The sequence below is a fragment of the Rhodococcus shunpengi genome (genome assembly GCF_048381395.1).
In the GTDB taxonomy this organism is placed as follows: Bacteria; Actinomycetota; Actinomycetes; order Mycobacteriales; family Mycobacteriaceae; genus Rhodococcus.
The window spans coordinates 369,101-390,346 of the sequence record NZ_JBLWIU010000036.1; the positions used below are offsets into that span (position 1 = coordinate 369,101).

Annotated in this window: 3 protein-coding genes; 2 read left to right on the plus strand and 1 reads right to left on the minus strand. The window is 71.2% G+C overall.

What is annotated here, in order from left to right; genetic code table 11:
• Positions 1–178 precede the first annotated feature (178 nt).
• Together ACNJ7K_RS25945 and ACNJ7K_RS25950 are read left to right on the plus strand one after the other, a co-directional pair.
• The gene (locus ACNJ7K_RS25945; protein ID WP_487042579.1) at positions 179–18,982 is read left to right on the plus strand and encodes a non-ribosomal peptide synthetase; all 18,804 of its coding nucleotides are present in this window, start codon (positions 179–181) and stop codon (positions 18,980–18,982) included.
• Positions 18,982–20,721: a tyrosine-protein kinase domain-containing protein gene (locus tag ACNJ7K_RS25950; RefSeq protein WP_487042480.1), complete on the plus strand. Its 1,740-nt coding sequence runs from the start codon at positions 18,982–18,984 to the stop codon at positions 20,719–20,721. The genes ACNJ7K_RS25945 and ACNJ7K_RS25950 overlap by 1 nt, the downstream gene beginning before the upstream one ends.
• On the opposite strand, the gene ACNJ7K_RS25955 is transcribed toward ACNJ7K_RS25950, so the two are convergent.
• Positions 20,692–21,207 (minus strand): arsenate reductase/protein-tyrosine-phosphatase family protein, encoded by a 516-nt coding sequence (locus ACNJ7K_RS25955; RefSeq protein ID WP_120280268.1) that lies wholly within the window; start codon positions 21,205–21,207, stop codon positions 20,692–20,694. The genes ACNJ7K_RS25950 and ACNJ7K_RS25955 overlap by 30 nt on opposite strands.
• Positions 21,208–21,246: the final 39 nt, after the last annotated feature.

Sequence of the window (21,246 nt, forward strand, 5' to 3'; positions counted from 1 at the left end):
CGATAACCCGATTTCGATCTGGCCGATCGTTCAAGTGGTGGGTAACAGTGACTGTAAGTAAACTTCTGCACGGTGATCGTGACAGTGGAGTTGGGAGGCTTCGTCCACGATCGCACGACAGGGGAGGGTTCTGCACTTCCCATGTCCTGAATTGTGTCGGGAGGACGAGGGGAGCGTGGTGCATCTACTTCCGCTGTCCCCGAGTCAGCGGGGTCTCTGGTATGCGCAGTTGCTGCATCCAGACGTACCTTTCACCACCGCGCAGTACGTCGAGCTTATCGGCGAACTCGACATCGAGCTCTTGCGTGATGCGTGTGTGCAGGCTGCGCGCGATGTCGAGTCGGGTTTCTTGTTCTTCACCAACGTCGATGGCGTGCCGTACCAATATGTTGACGTCGCGTTCGACGACGATGTTCCGTACATCGACTTCCGTTCCGAGACAGACCCAGAGCAAGCGGCATCCGAGTGGATGACCGAGCGCTACACGAGCCCGTTGGATCTGCTGCACGATCGGTCGATCTTCACGACGGTGCTGCAAATCAGCGACGACCGCTATTTCCTGTCGAGCTACGTCCACCACATCGCGCTCGACGGCCAGGGCGCGGTCAACATGCTCAACCGCGCCGCCGAGTTGTATTCGGCGTGGGTCTCCGGCTCCGAGGCGCCGCCGCTCAAGGCGATGCCGATTGCCGACATTCTCGAAGTCGAGGCCGCCTATGTGGGCTCGAAGCGTCAGGACACCGACCGACAGCACTGGCTCGAGCGCCTCGCCGACCTGCCCGAATCCGTGTCGTTCGTCGATCACGAAGCACCTCTCGGGGTGCCGGCACGTCGAGCGAACTCCGAACTCGACGCCGACACGGCGGCCGCGGTCTCGGCGCTCGCCCACGACGCGAACTCCACCGACGTGCCGATCGTCCTCGCAGCGTTCGGCGCGTTCCTCGCCCGGACGACGGGCGTGGTCGACGTCGTGCTCAGCCTGCCCGTCTCCGCCCGCACCACCGCCGCGCTACGTCGGTCCGCTGGCGTTCTCGCCAATGTCGTGCCGATGCGCCTATGTGTGGATCCCGCAGCAACACCGGTCGAACTCATCCGCGACGTGCAGGTGGAACTGAGCAGCACCCTGCGCCACCAGCGGTACCGGTACGAAGACATGCTCGCGGATCTGCGCAGCCTCGGCCGCTCCCGCGACGAGGCGGCGAGCCCGTTCGGCCCCACCGTCAACCTGATGATGTTCCATCCCGAGATCGCCTTCGGCGACGTGACGGGGGAGTACCACCACCAGTCCAGCGGTCCGATCGACGATCTCGCCGTCAACGTCTACCCGGGCGTCGCCGGCCGCACGATGCGCGTCGACTTCGAGGCCAACCCCAATCTCTACAGCGACGAGCACCTCTCGTCGTTGCACAGCCGTTTCCGCGGATTCCTGAAGGAGTTCGTGCAGAACGCGGGCGTCGCGGTGGGCGATCTCGCCCTCGCCGACCCGGCCGAACTCGACGGCCTGGCTCCCGCACGCGGACGCACCGCCCCCGAGCCCGAACTGCTGCCCGACGTCCTCACCCGCCACGCCGCGAGCGACACCGTCGCCGTCGTGGATGGACACGACAGCATCACCTACCGCGAACTCGACGCTCGCTCCGACGCGCTCGCTCATGCGCTGGTCGCGGCCGGTGTCGGACCCGAAGAGCGCGTCGCGGTGCTGCTGTCTCGCTCGATCGATTCGGTGGTCGCATTGTGGGCCGTCACCAAGACCGGTGCCGCCTACACCCCGCTTGACCCCGAACTTCCCGCCCGCCGCCTCGAGCAGGTGCTGCGCGACGTGCGGATCGCCGTCGCCCACGACCACCCGGCGCTGCCCGAGCACGTCACCCGCGTCGCGCCGCCCCCCGACGGGTCCGGCGAGACGTTCACCGCGGAGCATCGCCTGGGGCCGCTGCACGTCGACAACACGGCGTGGGTCATCCACACCTCCGGTTCCACCGGCACCCCGAAGGCCGTCGCGGTGGGGCACGGCGGTGTGTCGGCGCTCGTGTCGACGCTGCGCGATCGCTACCGCGCCGACGAGACGTCGCGCGTGCTGCACCTCGCGTCGCCGTCATTCGACGCATCGCTGCAGGAACTGCTCCTCGCCTTCGACGCCGGCGCCACCCTGGTGATCTGCCCGCCCGACGCCGTCGGCGGACCGGCCCTGGCAACCCTGCTGCGCAACGAAGCCGTCACCCATGCGATCACCGCACCGGCGATCCTCGCTGTCACCCCCGACGACGGCCTGCCCGACCTGCAGGTTCTCGACGCCGGTGGCGAAGTACTGCCGCAGGCCGTGGCCGACCGCTGGTCCACCGGCCGCACCATGCTCAACGCCTACGGACCCACCGAGACCACGATCCTCGCGACCCTCAGCGATCCGCTGCAGCCCGGCGCGGGCGTGCCGATCGGCCGGCCGATCGACGGCATGACCGCCGTCGTCCTCGACGCCCGTCTGCATCCCGTGCCCGCTGGCGTGATCGGCGAGCTGTATCTCGGGGGACCGGGCGTCGCACGCGGCTATCTCGGCGCACCGGCCCTCACCGCCGAACGCTTCGTCGCCTCACCGTTCGGTGGCCGCATGTACCGCACGGGCGACCGCGCCCGCTGGATCACCGACGGCCACCTCGAATTCCTCGGCCGCGCCGACCAGCAGGTGAAGATCCGCGGCTACCGCATCGAACTCGGCGAGATCGAAGCCGCGCTCATCGCCTTCGACGAGGTGCAGGCCGCGACCGTCACCGTGCACGGCGAGCACATCGCCGCCTACGTCGTGGGCGACGTCGACCCCGCCGACCTCACCGTCCGTCTCGCCGACGAACTGCCCACCTATCTGCGTCCGTCGTCGATCACGGTGCTCGACGCGCTGCCGCTCACGCCGGGCGGCAAGGTCGACCGGCGCGCGCTGCCCGCGCCCGAGCGTGCTGTGGCCGTCGGATCACGGCCGCCCAACGGCCCGAGCGAGAAGATCGTCGCCGAGCTGTTCGCCGAACTCATCGGCATCGACGACATCGGAGCCGATGACGACTTCTTCGCGCTCGGCGGTCACTCGCTCGGCGCTGCGCAGCTCGCCGCCCGTCTCGGTGCTGCACTGGGCCGCGACGTGCAGTTGCGCGACGTGTTCGCCCACCCGACCGTCGCCAGCCTTGCGGCCGCCGCAGCGACGCGACCCGAATCGGAATCGCGACCCGTCGCCACCCCCGACACCGGACCGTCGCCGCTCGCTCCCGCGCAGCGCCGACTGTTCCTGCTCGCCCGGGCACATGGCGACCCTGCCGCCTACCACCTGCCGTTCGCGTTGCACCTCGACGGCGCCCTCGACCTGCCGGCTCTGCAGGCCGCGGTGGTGGACGTCCTCGACCGGCACGAAGCCCTCCGCACGCTGTTCCGCCTCGAGCTCGACGGCCCGGTGCAGGACGTGCTGCCGCTCGAGCGTGCCGTCGCCGGCCTCGCTCTCGAACCCGAAGCGGCCGACGGCGACGTCGAAGCGCTCATCACCGAGTGGGCGGCCGAACCGTTCGACCTCACCGCGCAGATCCCGTTCCGGATCCGCCTGCTGCGACTCGCCGACGACAAGCACGTGCTCGCCGTCGTCGCACATCACATCGCGCTCGACGGTGCGTCGTTCGTGCCGCTCACCGCCGACGTCGCCACCGCCTACCTCGCCCGCACGGCCGGGGAGGCGCCCGCGTGGACGCCGCTGCCGCTGCACTACCGGCACTACGCGCAGTGGCACCTCGATCGCCTCGGTGACCCGACTGCGCCCGACACCCGCGCCGGTCGCGAGATCGACTACTGGACACGCACACTCGACGGTCTCGCCGACGCAGCGCCGCTGCCCACCGACCGTCCCCGCAACGGTGGCTTCGGTCCCGCCGCGGCCGTGGACTTCACGGTGCCGGCCGAGCAGGTCGCGGCACTGCGGTCCGTCGCCGCCGCGCACGACGCCACCACTTTCATGGCCGTGCACGCCGCCGTCGCCGTGTGGCTCGCCGCCTGGACCTCCGGGCACGACATCGCCATCGGCACCGGAACGGCCGGTCGCGACCACCCCGACCTCGACGCGCTCGTCGGTATGTTCGTCGGCACCGTCACCCTGCGGACGAATGTCGACCCGGCCCAGCCGTTCACCTCGCTGCTCACGCAGGCCCGCGACACCGACCTCGACGCCTTCGCGCACGCCACCGTGCCGTTCGACTACGTCGTCGACGCCCTGGGCTTCTCGCCCTTCCACGTGATGCTCGCCTACGACAACGTGGACGTGCCCGACCTCGAACTTCCCGGCCTCACGGTGCGGCCGCAGGAGATCGCCTCGTCGCAGGCACGATTCGACCTCGAGATCTCGTTGCGCGAACTGCGCGACGGATCGCTCACCGGCCGCCTCGTCTACGACACGAAACTGTTCGACGACGACACCATCGCCCGCTGGGTAACCCGCCTGAGCGGAGTGCTCGAGCAGGTCGCGCAGCATCCGTCGCTGCCCGTCGGCGACCTCGACCTCGGCACGCTTTCCGTCGAACCGGCCGAACCCGGCCCGGAGGCGACCTTCGCCGAGATCATCGACCGATCGCCGACGTGCGTGACCGAACCCGGGGGACAGGCCGTCGAGATCCGCACGGCGGCACGCCCGCTCGCGTGGACGCTGATCGAGCAGGGCATCGGCACGGAAGACCGTGTGGCCGTCGTGCTCTCGCGGTCGACGCGTTCGGTGCTTGCCGCCGCGGCGGTCGCGCTGAGCGGCGCGGCCTTCGTGCCCGTCGACCCCAACCAGCCCGCCGCACGCATCGCTCAGCTGCTCGGCGCATCCGGCGCGCGGTACGCGATCGTCGACGGCGACGTCGCGCTGCCCGACGGGGTCGAGCCGATCGCGTTCACCCTCGAGGGCGACACCCGCCCGATCACCGACGCGGATCGTGTGCGGCCGCTGGACGTCGACAACACCGCCTACGTCGTCTACACCTCGGGCTCCACCGGCCGGCCCAAGGGCGTGGTGGTCTCGCATCGCGGACTCGGCCCGCTCGCGCAGTCGTTCGTCGAACGCTTCGACCTGCCCACCATCTCGGACACCGCAACCGACGCACGGGTGTTGCACTTCGCCACCCCTGCCTTCGACGGCGCGGTGCTCGAATACGTCTTGGCGCTCACCTCCGGCGGCACGCTGGTAGTTGCGCCCGCCGACCTGTTCGGTGGCGACGAACTCGTGGAACTGCTTCGCTCCGAAGGCATCACCCACTGGTTCTCGACGCCCTCGGTGCCCACCCAGCTCGACCCCACCGGACTCGACGCCCTGCGCACCATCGCGATCGGCGGCGAGGCATGGCCGGTCGAGACCGCCGAACGCTGGGCGCCCGGACGCACCCTGCTCAACGTCTACGGTCCCACCGAGACGACGGTGCTCGCTACGTCGAGCGAACCCTTCGCACCCGGCGACCGGCTCACCATCGGCACCGGCCTCGTCGGCGTCACCGCGGTGGTGCTCAGCGAACGCCTGCGGCCCGTGCCCGAAGGTGTGACCGGCGAGCTGTATCTCGGGGGACAGGGCGTCGCCCGCGGCTACCTCGACGCACCCGCACTCACCGCCGACCGATTCGTTGCCAATCCCTTCGGCACCGGACGCCTCTACCGCACAGGCGATCTCGTCCGCTGGACGGGACACGACGACGACCGCGCCCTCGAATTCGTCGGCCGCAGCGACCACCAGGTCAAGATCCGCGGCTTCCGCATCGAACTCGGCGAGATCGACGCGACCCTGCAGACCCACCCGGGCATCGGCACCGCCGTGACCGTCGTGCGCGGCGACACCCTCGCCGCCTACGTGCACAGCCGCAACGGCCGCCTCGACCCGCACGAGATCCGCGAATGGGCCGCCGAGCGGCTGCCGCGGCACATGGTGCCCGCGACCGTCACCGTGCTCGACGCGTTCCCGCTCACCAGCACCGGCAAGATCGACCGCGCCGCGCTGCCCGAGCCGGAGGTCACCGCGACCCGCACCGACGGATATCGCAGCGCCACCGAAGAACTCGTGGCCGGTGTCGTCGCCGACCTGCTGGATCTGCCGAGCGTCGCCGGATCCGACGATTTCTTCGCCGTCGGCGGCAACTCGCTGCTCGCGACCCAGCTCGCCGCGCGCCTGCGGGGAGTCGCGGGTCGCCGGGTGGGTGTGCGCGACATCTTCGAGCACCCCACCGTCACCGAACTCGCGAACCTGCTCGCCGAGGAACCCACCGGTGAGCACTTGCCGCTCGTGCACGTCGATGACGACAGCGACGCGCCGCTCGCACCGGCGCAGCAGCGCATGTGGCTGCTCAACCGGTTCGACGTGGCCGACCGCATCGACGGCGGCGACCACATCGCCTTCGCGCTCGACCTCGACGCCGATACCGACCTCGACGCCGTGCGCGCGGCAGCCGCCACCGTGCTGGCCCGCCACGACTCGCTGCGCACCGTTTTCCCTGACAGCCCGTCCGGCCCGCACCAGCACGTGCTGCCGTCGGTGGCGCTCGACTTCGAGCCCGTCGACGCCGGCGCCGACCTCGATGCGAAGCTGACCGAATTCGCTCGCGCACGTTTCGATCTCACCGTCGATCCGCCGATCCGCACCCGGCTGTACCGGACGGACTCCGGCTACGTGCTCGCCGTGGTGATCGACCACATCGCCGCCGACGGCCTGTCGCTGCTGCCGCTCGGCCGCGACGCCGTCGCCGCCTACCGTGCCCACCGCGACGGGGAGTCGTTGGACCTGCCGGCACCGGCGGTCACCTACCGCGACTATGCGCGCTGGCACCGGGCCGTGCTCGGCGACGAGAACGATCCCGACAGCCTCGCGTCCCGTCAGCTCGCCTTCTGGAGGCAGACCCTCGGCGACGTGCCGCCGTTGCTCGCGTTGCCCACCGACCGTCCCCGTAGCGCGGCGACCACCGGTACCGCGGGTCGTGCGAGTTTCACGATCCCCGCCGAACTGCACGCCGCGATCGACAAGCTCGCCCGCGCCCACGACGTCACGCCGTTCATGGTGATGCACGCGGCCTTCGCGACGCTGCTGTCGGCGCTCGCCGCCACCGACGACGTCACCATCGGCACGCCGGTCTCCGGACGCAGCGATGCCGCGGTCGACGACGTGGTGGGCATGTTCGTCGGCACCGTGCCGCTGCGGTTGCGGGTGCATCCGCGCCGCACCTTCGCCGACCTGCTCGCCGACACCCGTCGCGCCGATCTCGACGCCTTCGCCCACGCCGACGTGCCGTTCGATCGCATCGTCGACGCGGTAGGTGCCGGCACCGACGCGCACCACCCGTTGTTCCAGGTCATCCTGGCGTACGAGTCGTTCTCGCTCGACGAGTTCACGCTGCCCGGCAGCTCCAGGACTATCCGCGAGATCCCGGTGGGCACGGCACGCGTCGACCTCGAGCTGACCGTCCGCGAACGTCGTTCCGAGACCGGTGTGCCGGCCGGTTTGGAAACGATCCTTACGTACGCGGACGAACTTGTGGATTCGCACACGATTGTGCAGTGGCAGTCGTGGTTCGTGCGTATCCTCGATGCCGTTACCGCCGACCCGGCTGTGTCGGTCGGCGGTATCGAGTTGGGCGACGCCGACCTCACCCCCGTCGGCGTCGCGCAACAACTTCCGGCAGAGTCGCTGCCCGAGCTGGTCGCGCAACGCGTGGCCGACGATCCTGCGGCCGTCGCCGTGGTGGGGGACGGGTACTCCCTCAGCTACGGCGCGCTGTGGTCGCGCTCGGGCGCGCTCGCCAAACTCCTCCGCGAACGCGGCGTCACCGCCGAGGACGTCGTGGCCGTCGCGCTGCCGCGGACCCCCGACCTCGTCGTCGCGATCCTCGCCGTCTCCCGCGCCGGCGGGATCTACCTGCCCGTCGACGTCACGCATCCCGCGACGCGCCTGCAGGCCCTGTTCGACGACGCGCAGCCCTCCCTGGTCGTCACCGACAGCAACTTCACCGACGTCCGCGTGCCGACGCTGCGACTCGACGACCCGGAGGTCGCCGGCCGCCTCGACGACGGTGCCCTGTTCGACTTCCCGCTCGTCGCGGATCTCGGCGCCTACATCGTCTACACGTCCGGTTCCACCGGAACCCCCAAGGGCGTACAGGTGACGCACCGCAACGTGCTGTCGCTGCTCGCCGCGACCGTCGACGAATTCGGACTGCGCGCCGACGACGTGTGGACGCTGTTCCACTCGCCGGCCTTCGACTTCTCCGTGTGGGAGATGTGGGCACCGCTCGCCACCGGCGCGTCTGTTGTCGTGGTCGACCACCTCACCGTGCGCGACCCAGCCGCCTTCGTGGATGTGCTCACGAGCAACCGGGTGACCGTGCTCAATCAGACCCCCACGGCCTTCTACCAGCTCGCCGCCACCGATCACGCGCCGCTCGAGGACCTGCGGCTGCTGATCTTCGGCGGCGAAGCCCTCGACCCCGCGCGCGTGCGCCCGTGGGCCGAGCGTCATCCGCATGTGCGGGCGGTCAACATGTTCGGCATCACCGAGACCACCGTGCATGTGACCTTCGGCGACGCCACCGCGACCGGCATCGGAACGCCGCTGCCCGGTCTCGCTGTGGACGTGCTCGACTCGTCGCTGCGACCCGCACTGCCCGGCGCGATCGGCGAACTGTACGTGCGCGGAGACCAACTCGCGCGCGGCTACCGCGGACGTCCCGGCCAGACCGCGACCCGCTTCGTCGCCGCCCCCGGTGGCACCCGCCGCTACCGCACCGGCGACCTCGGCCGCCGCGACACCGGCGGTGCCCTGCACTATCTCGGTCGCGCCGACCAGCAGATCGAACTGCGCGGCTATCGCATCGAACCCGGCGAGATCGAAGCCGCCCTGCTGCGCAGCGAGGGCGTGCGCCAGGCCGTCGTGCTGCTGCGCGACGACCGCCTCGTCGCCTATCTCGTCGGTGGCGACGCCACCGCGGCCCTGCGCGACCTGCGCCGCAGCCTGCCCGACTACCTCGTGCCGTCGGCCGCCGTGGTCCTCGACGCACTGCCGCTCACCGCCAACGGCAAACTCGACCGCGCCGCGCTGCCCACCCCCGACGTCACGGCCGGTGGAGGAGCGGCACCACACGGACCGGTCGAGGAACTCGTCGCGGACGTGTGCGCCGAACTGCTCGGCATCGCCCCGGGAACCCTCGGCGCCGACGACGACTTCTTCCACCTCGGTGGCAACTCGCTGCTCGCCACGCGTCTGGCCGGTCGCCTGTCGGACGTGCTCGACACCGATGTCACCGTGCGCGACGTCTTCGAGAACCGCACCGTCGCAGCGCTCGCCGACTTCGTCGACGAGCACGGTGAGACCGGTTCGCGCCGTGTGCCTCTCGTCGCCGACCCCGACGCACCGGCTCCGCTGTCGGCGGCGCAGCAGCGCCTGTGGTTCATCAACCGTTTCGACCCGGCGTCCCCGAGCTACAACCTGCCCTTCGCAGTGCGACTCGACGGGACGCTCGACGTCGACGCCCTCGCCGCCGCGGTGGCGGATGTGCTCGAACGGCACCGCACGCTGCGCACCGTCTACCCGGCCGCCGACGAGTACACCGTGCTGCCCGCCGCGCGCCCCGATCTCGACCCGGTGGCCGTGCCGGAGGATGCCCTCGACGAGTTCGTCCGCGACTACGCCACCACCGGATTCGACCTCACCGTCGACCCCCCGGCCCGCATGCGGCTGTACCGGACGGCACCCGGCCGGCACGTGCTGCTCGTCGTCCTGCACCACATCGCGGCCGACGGCTGGTCGCTCATGCCGCTGCTGCGCGACATCGCCGTCGCCTACGACGCCCGCCTCACCGGCGCGACCCCCGAACTCCCGGAGTTGCCCGTCCAGTACACGGACTACGCGCGGTGGCAGCGCAGCGTCGCCGACGAGCAGATCCCGTTCTGGCTGGGCGAACTCGCCGACCTGCCCGACGAGGTGACCCTGCCCGGCGACCGGCCGCGCCCCGCACAGCCCACCGGACACGGCGCCGCCCATACCGTCTCGCTCGACGCCGACCTCGTCCGCGGACTGCACACGCTGGCCCGTGAGGGTCGCGCGACGGTGTTCATGGTGCTGCACGCCGCCCTCGCGGCACTGCTCGCGCGGCACGGTGCCGGTCGCGACATCCCCATCGGCACCGCCGTCTCCGGTCGCGGCGACCCGCAGCTCGACGACGTCGTCGGCATGTTCGCCGGCACCCTCGTGTTGCGCACCGACGTCGACCCCGACGCCACCTTCACCGACCTGCTCACGCAGGTGCACCGCCGCGACCTCGCCGCCTACAGCAACCCGGACGCACCGTTCGAGACGCTCGTCGAGAAGCTGCAGCCCGCCCGCAGCGAAGCGCGGCACCCGCTGTTCCAGATCGCGCTGTCGCAGGCACGACCCGTCGCGTCGACCTTCGCGCTGCCCGGCCTCAACGTCACCGCCGCACCCGTCGACACCGAAACGGTCAACGTCGACGTGCAGGTCACCGTCACCGAGCAGCAGGACGGCATCGACCTCGAATTCTTCTACAGCACAGACCTGTACGACGCCGACACCGTCGCCGCTTACGCCGACCGTCTGCGCACGATCCTGAGCGCGGCCGTCGCGGATCCGGATGTGCGGGTCGGGGAGATCGCCCTGCACGACGACGCCGACCTGCCCACCATCGGCGCTGTGCCGGGTGCGCCGCGGTCGCTGCGCCAGTGGCTCGCGCAGGGCGCGGCTGCCGGTGGCGAGGAACTCGCGATCGTCGACGACGACCGCGAACTGTCGTACCCCGAACTGCTCTACTATTCCGACGCTCTCGCCGCGCGCCTCCAGCTCGCCGGGGTGCGCCCGGGCGATCCGGTCGCGTGTGCCTACCCGCGCTCGCTCGAATCGGTGCTCGCCGTGTGGGGCATCATCGGCGCCGGCGCCGCACCCATGCTCGTCGACCCCACCGCCCCCACCGCGCGCCTGGCCGAGATGCTCGCCGACGTGCGCGTGGGAGTGGGTGAAGCGCCGACGCTTCCGGCAACCGTGCGGTGGCTCGAGGTGACCTCCGACGACGAGGAACCGCTCGCCGACGTCGTCGATCCCGCGCCCGACGCCCCCGCCTACTTCGTCTTCACCTCCGGCACCACCGGACACCCCAAGGCCGTCACCGTCACCCAGCGCGCCGCGAGCGCGTTCGCCGAGGACATCGGCGAATACCTCGCCGCCTTCCCGGGCGATCGCGTCCTGCACGTCGCGGCACCGTCGTTCGACGCCGCGATGCTCGAGATGCTCACCGCCGGCATCTCCGGCGCGACGCTCGTGGTGGCCGACGCCGACAGCTACGGCGGCGCTGCCCTCGGCGACCTGCTCGACAGCGCTGCGATCACCCATGCGGTGATGACGCCGTCGACGCTCGCGACCGTGCCGGTGCGCGATCTGCCGGCCCTGCGCACGCTCGTGCTCGGCGGCGACCGGCTCACCCGCGAGATCGTCGATCGTTGGGGAGACGGGCGCACTCTCGTCAACAGCTACGGCCCGGCCGAGGCCACGATGTTCGTCACCAACTCGCAGCCGCTGCGACCGGGCGACGACATCGTCATCGGCACCCCCGTCCGCGGCGTCACCGTCGAGGTCCTCGACGAGCGGCTGCACCCCGTGCCCGCCGGTGTGGTCGGCGAACTGTACGTCTCGGGACCGCGACTCGCGTCGGGCTACCGCGGCGCCGCCGCGCGCACCGCCTCGCGGTTCGTCGCCGGACCGGACGGACGCCGCTATCGCACCGGCGACCTCGTGCGCTGGACCCGCACCGGTGCCCTCGAATTCGTCGGCCGCAGCGACAACCAGATCAAGCTGCGCGGCGTGCGCATCGAGCCCGGCGAGATCGACACCGCCCTCACCGCACTCGACGGCGTCGACCGCGCCGTGACGCTCGTGCGCGGCGGCCGCCTCATCTCCTATGTCACCGGCGAGAACCTCGACGGCAGTAATTTGGACAACGCAGATCTGCGAGCCCAGCTGCGCACCGTCCTGCCCGCGCACCTCGTGCCCACCGCGATCGTGCCGCTGGCCGCGATCCCGCTCACCTCCCACGGCAAGGTCGACGCCGCCGCACTGCCCGAACCCGCTGCCGGCGAAGGCAGCGAACCGCGCACGGAGACCGAAGCGCTCGTCGCTCGCATCATCGGCGACGTCCTCGGCGACGGCACCGCGGTGGGACGCACCGACGACTTCTTCGCCGTCGGCGGCAACTCGCTGCTCGCCACCGTCCTCGTCGGCCGCCTGCGCGACGAGACCGGCACCGACGTACCGCTGCGCACCGTCTTCGCGAACCCCACCGTCGACGCACTCGCCGCCGCCCTCGACGCCGGTGGCTTCGACATCGACGCCGGACCCGTCGCCGTGTCGCCGCGACCGGAACGGATCCCGCTCAGCCGTGCCCAGCGTCGTCTGTGGGGACTGAGTTCCCTTGCCCCCGATGCCTACCGGCTGCGCAGCGAGGTCAACCTGAGTGGACCGCTCGACCTCGGTGCCCTGCAGGCCGCGCTCGGTGACGTCGCGCTGCGCCACGAGATCCTGCGGACCGACTACATCGTCGACGGCGACGGCGTGTACCAGCAGGTGCACGAAGCGCCGCGCAGCGACCGGTGGCGCGTGCGACTCGAACGCACCGGCCCCGACCAGCACGTGCTGCACCTCGACGTCGACCATTCGATCGCCGACGGCACGTCGCTGCGGCCGCTGCTGCGCGACCTCACGCTTGCCTATCTCGCGCGCGTGAACGGTGCGGCACCACAGTGGGAACCGCTGCCGCTGCAGTACGCCGACTACGCCCTGTGGGAAGCCGAACGCGGCATCCCCGAGCGCGACCTCGAGCACTGGCGACGCGCTCTCGACGGACTCACCGTCACCGAACTGCCCGCCGACGCCACCGGAACCGACACCGGTGCGCGCAGCGTCGACTTCACGGTGCCCGCCGAGGTGCGCGACGCGCTCGCCGACCTCGCCCGCGCCCACGGCGCCACCGAGTTCATGGTGCTGCACGCCGCGCTGTCGGTGCTGCTCGCGCGACTCGGCGGCAGCGACGACATCGCCGTCGCCGCCGTGGTGGGCGGACGCCGCTGGGCGCAGCTCGAAGACCTCGTCGGCCCGTTCCTCGACACCCTCGTGCTGCGCGCCCGCGTGGCCCCCGACATGTCGTTCGCCGGACTGCTCGGCCAGGTCCGCGACTTCGACGTCGCGGCCTTCGATCACGTCGCCGTGCCCTACGAGCAGCTACTGTCGGAGCGGCAGAGCGGCGCACCGCAGGTCGCGTTGGCGTTGCAGGACTTCGGCATCGACCCGATCAGCCTGGGAGAGCTCACCGTCGAGGCCCGCGAAGTCCTCGACGACACACCGAAGTTCGACCTGCAGTTCACGCTCGCCCCGCGCCCCGACGGCTACACCGGCACGCTCGTGTTCGATGCCGCCCGCTTCGCCGGCCGCACCGCCGAACTGCTCGTCAGCCGCTTCGTCGCGTTGCTCGGCAGCCTGGCGAGTGCACCCGACAGGACCATCGGTGAAGTGGCCGTCGACACCCCGGCCGCCGCCCTCGACGGCGGCGAACCGGCCCCGGCACGCACACTCGCCGAGATGCTGCGCGCCACCGCCGCCGCCCATCCCGACCGGGAAGCCCTGCGCGGCGACGGCGAATCGCTCACCTACCGCGAACTCGACGAGCAGTCCGACACCCTCGCCGACGAGCTGCGGGCCGACGGCGCGCGGGACGGGAAGATCGTGCGCATCGACGCACCGCGCAGCGTCGACTACATCCGCACCCTGTGGGCCATCACCAAGACCGGTGCGGCCTTCACGCATTCGCGGCAGGCAGGGGAGACGTGCCTGCCCGGCACCGCCTACGTCGTGTCCACCTCCGGGTCCACCGGCACCCCGAAGCGGGTCGCGGTGACGCACCGCGGACTCGCCCCGCTCGCGGCCGAAGTGGCCGAGCGCTACCGGGTCGAGCCCGGAGACCGCGTGCTGCACGGCTATTCACCCGAGTTCGACGCGGCGCTGCTCGAACTGCTGCTCGCCCACACCACCGGCGCGACGCTCGTCGTCGCACCCCCGGACGTCTACGCCGGGCAGGATCTGCACCGCTACCTCGCCGAGCAACGCATCACCCACTACCTGTCGACCCCCACGGTGCTCGGCACCCTCGACCCCGAGGGACTGCCCGACCTGAAGGTCGTCGCCTCCGGTGGCGAATCCCTGTCGCCGTCGCTCGCGGCTCGCTGGGCCGACGGCCGCGTGATGCTCGACGCCTACGGTCCGACCGAGGCCACGATCGTCGCGACCCTCGTCGACATCGAACCCGGCACCCGCCCGAGCATCGGCAAGCCCGTGCCCGGCACCGTCGCCCACGTGCTCGACGCGCGCCTGCGTCCCGTGCCGGCCGGCGCCGTCGGCGAGCTGTACCTCGCGGGTGAGGGCCTCGCCGCCGGATATCTCGACGACCCGGCCCGCACCGCCGAACGCTTCGTGGCCGCTCCTGGCGGTGCCCGCATGTACCGCACGGGCGACCGCGTCCACCGCCGCGTCGACGACACCCTCGGCTATCTCGGCCGCACCGACCGCCAGCTCAAGGTGCGCGGCGTGCGCATCGAGCCCGGCGAACTCGAAGCGACGCTGCTCGCCCAGCCCGGTATCCGGCAGGCCGCGGTGGTCGCGGTGAGCGGCACGCTCGTCGCGTTCGCGGCCGGACCGGACCTGTCGGCCGACGACATCACCGCGCGACTCGCGCTCGTCGTACCGCCGCACCGCATGCCGACCCGCGTGCACGCGCTCGACCAGCTGCCCCTCACCTCCAACGGCAAGCTCGACGTCGCCGCGCTCGAACTGCACGACGCCGCCGCACTCGACGACGACGCCGCCCTCGATCGTCCGCTTACCGACGCCGAGGATCTCGTCGTCACCGTCGCCGAGGACGTGCTCGGCGCCCGCCCGGCCGCGCACCGCGGGTTCTTCACCGCCGGTGGCGACTCGCTGTCGGCCGTCGTCTTCGCGGCGCGCCTGAGCGAGGCGTTCGGCACCGACGTGCCGGTGCGCGAGGTGCTCGCCGCTCCGACCCTCGCCGTGCTCGCTGCCCGCATCGAATCCGGCGACGACCAGCGCGTCGCGCTGCGGCACTACGACGACGACACCCCCACCCCGATCGCGCCCGCGCAGCGCCGCCTCGGCATCGTCGCGCGGGCCGAGACCGGCACCGCCGGCTATCTCGTGCCGGTCGTGCTCACGCTGAGCGGCGACCTCGACGTCGACGCCCTCACCGCCGCGGTGAGCGACGTCGTCGACCGCCACCGCGTGCTGCGCACCGCCTTCACCGACGACGTGCAGGTGCCCGTCGACCCGCCGGTGCTCGAACACTCCGCGCCGGAGGACGTCGCCGCGGCCGTGACCGCCACGATCACCACGCCCTTCGACATCACGACGCAGGCCCCGATGCGGATCCGGTTGTTCGACGTCGAACCCGGCCGCTGGGTGCTCGCCGCCGCCGTGCACCACATCGCGTTCGACGGCGCGTCCGTCGGCCCGCTGCTCACCGATCTCGCCGTCGCCTACGCCGCGCGTCGCGGGGGAGAAGCACCGGTCTTCGAGTCGCTGCCCGTCACCTACGGCGACTACGCGCGCTGGCAGCACGAACTGCTCGGCGACGCCACTGACTCTGCCTCGCTCGCGGCCCGCCAACTCGACTACTGGGCAACCACACTCGCCGGCCTGCCCGACAGCCCGTTGCCGCTGCCCGCCGACCGGCCGCGCCCCGCGCAGCCGACCCACCGTGGCGCGCAGATCGTCTCGACGCTCGATGCCGAGACCCACCGACGCCTCCGGGACGTTGCGCGCAGCCACGACGTCACCGTATTCATGCTCGTCCACGCGGTGCTCGCCGCGATGCTCGCGCGTCGCAGCGGACGCACCGACATCGCCGTCGGCACGGCCATCGCGGGTCGCACCGATGCGCGCCTCGACCGGCTCGTCGGCATGTTCGTCGGCACCGTCGTGCTGCGCACCGCCGTCGACCCGTCGCGGCCGTTCACCGACCTGCTGCGCGACGTGCGGACCACCGACCTCGGCGCGCTCGCGCACGCCGACGTGCCGTTCGACGAGGTCGTCGCCCGCCTCGCACCGCGGCGCGACCCGTCGTACAGCCCGCTCTTCCAGGTGCTGCTCACGCACCGCGTCGAGGCCGGCGAGGTGCTGCCGCACCTGCCGGACGTGCAGATCGCCGAGACCGACGCCGGGGAACCGGCCGCGCAGTTCGACGTGGTCGTCGAACTCGTCGAGCGCGAGGCCGGACTCGACCTGCGCCTCGTCTATGCGACGGATCTGTTCGACGACACCACCGGCGACGCGATGCTCACCGACCTCGTCGCGATGCTCGCCGCGGCGCTCGCCGAACCCGACCGCGCCGTCGGTGATCTCGCCGTGCCGGTGCCTGCACCGTTGTCGGCTCCGGCCGTCGCGCCGCGCACGCTGCTCGAGATCCTGGAGACTTCCGTCGAGCGGCATCGCGGACGCATCGCGGTGCGCTCCGGCACCGTCGCGTGGACGTACGGCGGACTCGACGCCCGCGCCGACGAGATCGCGTCCGTGCTCGCCTCCCACGGTGTGCGACGCGGAGACCTCGTCGCGATCGCCGTGCCGCGCAGCGAGTACTGGCCGCTCGCCGTCTGGGCGATCACGAAACTCGGTGCGGCATGGGTGTCCGTCGACCTCACCCAGCCCGAGGCCCGCAGTGCTGCGATCCTCGCCGACTCCGGCGCTCGCATCGGCCTGACCGTCGGCTACCGCGAACTCGGACACGTGACGTGGCTCGACCTCACCGCCGACCGCAGCATCGACTTCGACGCCGTCGAACCCCCACGTCCCGCAGTGACATCCGACGACCTCGCCTACACGATCTACACGTCCGGCACCACGGGCACCCCGAAGGGTGTCGACGTCACCCACCGCGGACTCGCGGCGCTGCTCGACGTGCAGACCGGCCTGCTCGATCTCGGACCGGAATCGCGCGTGCTGCAGGTCGCCTCGCACACCTTCGACGCCGCGATCTTCGAACTGCTCTCCGCCCACGCACACGGCGGTGCCCTCGTGATCGCCCCCGACCACACCTTCGCCGGGGAACCCCTGCAGGAGCTGATCGTCGACGAGCGCGTCACGCACCTCAACCTCACGCCCACCGTGCTCGGTACTCTCGACCCCGAGGCACTCGAGCCGACGACGATCGTCGCCGCGGGCGAGACCCTGCCCGGTGCGCTGGTGGGCCGCTGGTCGCGGCACCGGATCGTCAACGGCTACGGACCCACCGAATTCACCGTCGCCGTCTCGTATTCCGCCCCGCTCATCGGCGACGAGAAGCCGAGCATCGGCACGCCCGTCGCGGGAGCCACCGCCTACGTGCTCGACTCGCGCCTGCACCCCGTGCCACGCGGCACCGTCGGCGAGCTCTACGTGACCGGCGACAGCACCGCCCGCGGCTACCGCTACGAATCCGGACTCACCGCAACCCGATTCGTCGCCGATCCGTTCGACGACGGCGGGTCGCGGCTGTACCGCACGGGCGATCTGGTTCGGATCCTGCCGAACGGGGTACTGGACTACGTGGCCCGCATCGACGACCAGGTGAAGATCCACGGCATCCGCATCGAACCCGCCGAGGTCGACGCCGCGCTGCTGAGGCGTTCGGGAGTCGCGGCGGCCGTGACCGTCCCGCATCCCGGACGTGACGGCGACACCGTGCTCGTCTCCTACATCCAGCCCGAGACCGGCACCGCACCCGACATGGCAGCGTTGCGGCGTGCGCTCGTCGCCGATCTGCCGCGTCACCTGCGGCCGGTGAGCATCACCGTCGTCGACGCGTTGCCGCTGATGGCGTCCGGCAAGGTCGACCGCGCGGCGCTGCCCGCCCCCGACACCGCCGTCGACGAACCGTATGTCGCGCCGCAGGGACGCATCGCGCAGACCGTCGCCGCGGTGTTCGCCCGCCACCTCGACCGGCCGGTCGACGAGATCTCCGCCGACCGAAGCTTCTTCGATCTCGGTGGCAGTTCCATCGCCGCCGTCACCGTCGCCGGTGAACTGCGCGACGCGCTCGGCGCCGACGTTCCCGTCGAATGGCTGTTCACCAGCCCGGATCTCGCGTCGCTCGCCGACCGCATCGAACACGGCCGCAGTAATGACGAGCGCGACCCGCGCAGCGACGACGAACGCGACCCGCTCGGCAGCCTCGTCGAAATCGCCGGTCGCGGTGACGAGAAACCGCCGCTGTTCTGCGTGCACCCCATCAGCGGACTCGCATGGATGTACGCCGGGTTCGCGCAGCACCTCGACGGCCGCACCCTCTACGGTCTGCAGGCAACGGGCTTCGACGACATTCCGGACAGCATCGGCGAACTCGCCGCGCGGTATGTGGCCGAAATCCGTAAGGTGAGGGCCGATGGTCCCTACCACCTGCTGGGCTGGTCGGTGGGCGGCACCATCGCACACGAGATGGCCGTGCAACTACGCGAGCACGGAGAGCAGGTCGGTGCGGTAGTGCTGCTCGACACGCTCACGCCCGAGACTGTGCCTGCCGAGCCCCACCCGACGGCAGAGAACGTACCCGACATCGCCGGGCTGCCCGAAGAACTCGTCGCCGAGGTCCGGCGCCGCACCGACGCCGCCGCACAGGCCGTCGAAGACGCGGTGCGCCGGCACACCCTCGGCCAATACGACGGCGACATCGACCTGGTGGTCGCCGCACCCGATCTCGACCGGCACCCCGATATCGCCGCCACCTGGCAGCGGTATGTGCGCGGTCTCGTCGTCGAACATCCGGTGCCGTTCACGCACTCGGAACTGGCCGATCCGGACGCGGTGCGTGCGATCGGCCCGGTGCTCGACAGCGTGCTCGAGCGCCACGACGACCCCCACACCGCGCCCGCCGGGTGCGCACGCAGTGTTACCGCAACGAGGGAGACGCCCTGATGGAAGTACATGATTACCTGCGAATTCTGCAGGCGAGGTGGAAGATCGTCGCCGTCACGACGGTGGTGGCGGTGCTTGCCGCTCTCGGCGCCTCCCTGCTGACCACGCCCCAGTACGAAGCCAAGACACGCCTGTTCGTGTCGACCGCGTCGGGCGCGTCGGTGCAGGAGATCTACCAGGGCAACCTGTTCTCCCAGCAGCGAGTCACCTCCTACACCGAACTGCTCGAGGGCACCACCCTCGCGCAGCGGACCCTCGACAAGCTCGGTCTCGGCGAGATGTCGGCCGTCGATCTCGCCGGCAAGGTGACCGCCTCGTCGACCCCCGACACGGTGCTCATCGACACCGCCGTCACCGACGAGTCGCCCGAGCGTGCCCGCGACCTCGCCAACGCGCTGTCGGACGAGTTCGTCGTCATGGCACGCGAACTCGAGACCCCGGAGGACGGCGGCCCGCCCACGGCCCGCGTGGTGGTCGAGCAGTACGCGGCCACGCCGTCGTCGCCGGTGACGCCGAAGACCACGCGGAATGTCGCGCTGGGTCTGGCCGTCGGTCTGCTGCTCGGTATCGCCCTCGCGGTGCTGCGCGACCGCCTCGACAACACCATCAAGGACCGCAACGCCGTCGAGGATCTCGCCGGCACCGGTGTGGTGGGTGTGATCCCGCTCGACAAGGCCCGTCACGAAGAGCCGGCGATCGTCTTCGCGGAAGCCAACAGCGGCGACGCCGAGGCCTACCGCGAGATGCGGACCAACCTGCAGTTCCTCGAGGTCGACAACCCGCCGCGCGCGATCGTCGTCACCAGCTCGCTGCCCAGTGAGGGCAAGACCACCACGGCCGTCAACCTGGCTCTGGTGCTCGCCGAGGCCGGCCACTCCGTCGTGCTCGTCGAAGCCGACCTGCGCCGTCCGCGTGTGACCAAGTACCTCGGCTCGCTCGGCGACGCCGGCCTGTCGAACGTGCTCGCTCACACGGCCGCACTCGAGGACGTGCTCCAGCCGACCCGCTTCGACGGCATGTGGGTGCTCGCCGCCGGCGGTCTGCCGCCCAACCCGTCCGAGCTGCTCGGTTCCGCGCATGCGCGGGAGGTCATCGAGGACCTGCGGTCGCGCTTCGACTACGTCATCATCGACGCACCGCCGCTGCTGCCCGTGACCGACGCGGCGATCCTCACGAACATCGCCGACGGTGCGCTGCTCATCGCGCGCTACGGCAAGACCACCCGCGAGCAGTTCGCGCGGGCCGTCGGCAACCTGCGTTCGGTCAACGCGCCCGTGCTGGGCACGATTCTGTCCATGACCCCGACCAAGGGCCGCGGCAGTGCCTACGAGTACCGGTACTACTACAGCTCCGACAAGGACGGTGCCGCTCCGGCTGCCGCCCAGACGAGCACGCCGGCGACGCAGCGCGTCGGTGCACCGGCCCCGACTGCACCGGCCGCCCAGCCGGCCCCGCAGGCACAGGCACCCGTCGAGGGACCGGCCCGGCCGCAGAACGGTCACCGTCACGCCGAGCCGCCGGCCACGCAGGCCTACCCGGCACCGAGCAACGACGCCTACCACTACCGCGCTACGGAGCAGTTCCCGCCGGCGCCGCAGCCGGCATCGGAGCGGTACGGCAGCGAGCCCTACCAGGCGCCGCAGGCGTACTCCGCCGCCGAGCCGCTGTCGCGACCCGTGGTGCACGCACCGCGGCGCCCGGTGAACGACTCAGGCTCGGAGAGCGGCGAGGAGAGGTAGCAACAGATCGGCGATCTCGGATCCGACCGTGACGAACGTCTCCTCGTCACGGCCGATCGGGTCGACGATGTCCTCCGGCCCGGGCGCAGACATCTGCGCCCGGGCCGTCGTCAGTTCTGCGATGGTCCGCGCACCGGTGGCGTTCTGCAGCCTGGCGGCCTCGCGCAGCGTGAACGTCACGCGCATCCTGCGCGGTGCGAGCTGGACGACCTTGGCGCGGTGCCGCTCGCTCATCGTGATGATCATGTCGGAGTCCTCCGCGATCTGCGGGGTGATCCGACGCGCGGCGAATCCGTCCGGATCGCCTCCGAGCTGCTGCAACACGAGTGCCGCGGTGGGTTCCATGCCGTAGCCGACCATCGCCCGGGTGCCGGCGCTGTGCGCCGAGAGGTCGTCGCGACCGGCCTCGGCCGCGTAGGCGGTGGTCAGCCTTTCTGCGGTGGGTGATCGGCAGATGTTTCCGGTACACACATAGAGAATCCGCATTCGGCGATCCTATGGGAGACGCCTTCCGGCCGCTCAGGA

Coding starts and splice junctions, on each gene's coding strand:
- ACNJ7K_RS25955 (WP_120280268.1), bottom strand. CDS start 21,207: ATGCGGATTCTCTATGTGTGTACCGGAAACATCTGCCGATCACCCACC.
- ACNJ7K_RS25950 (WP_487042480.1), top strand. CDS start 18,982: ATGGAAGTACATGATTACCTGCGAATTCTGCAGGCGAGGTGGAAGATC.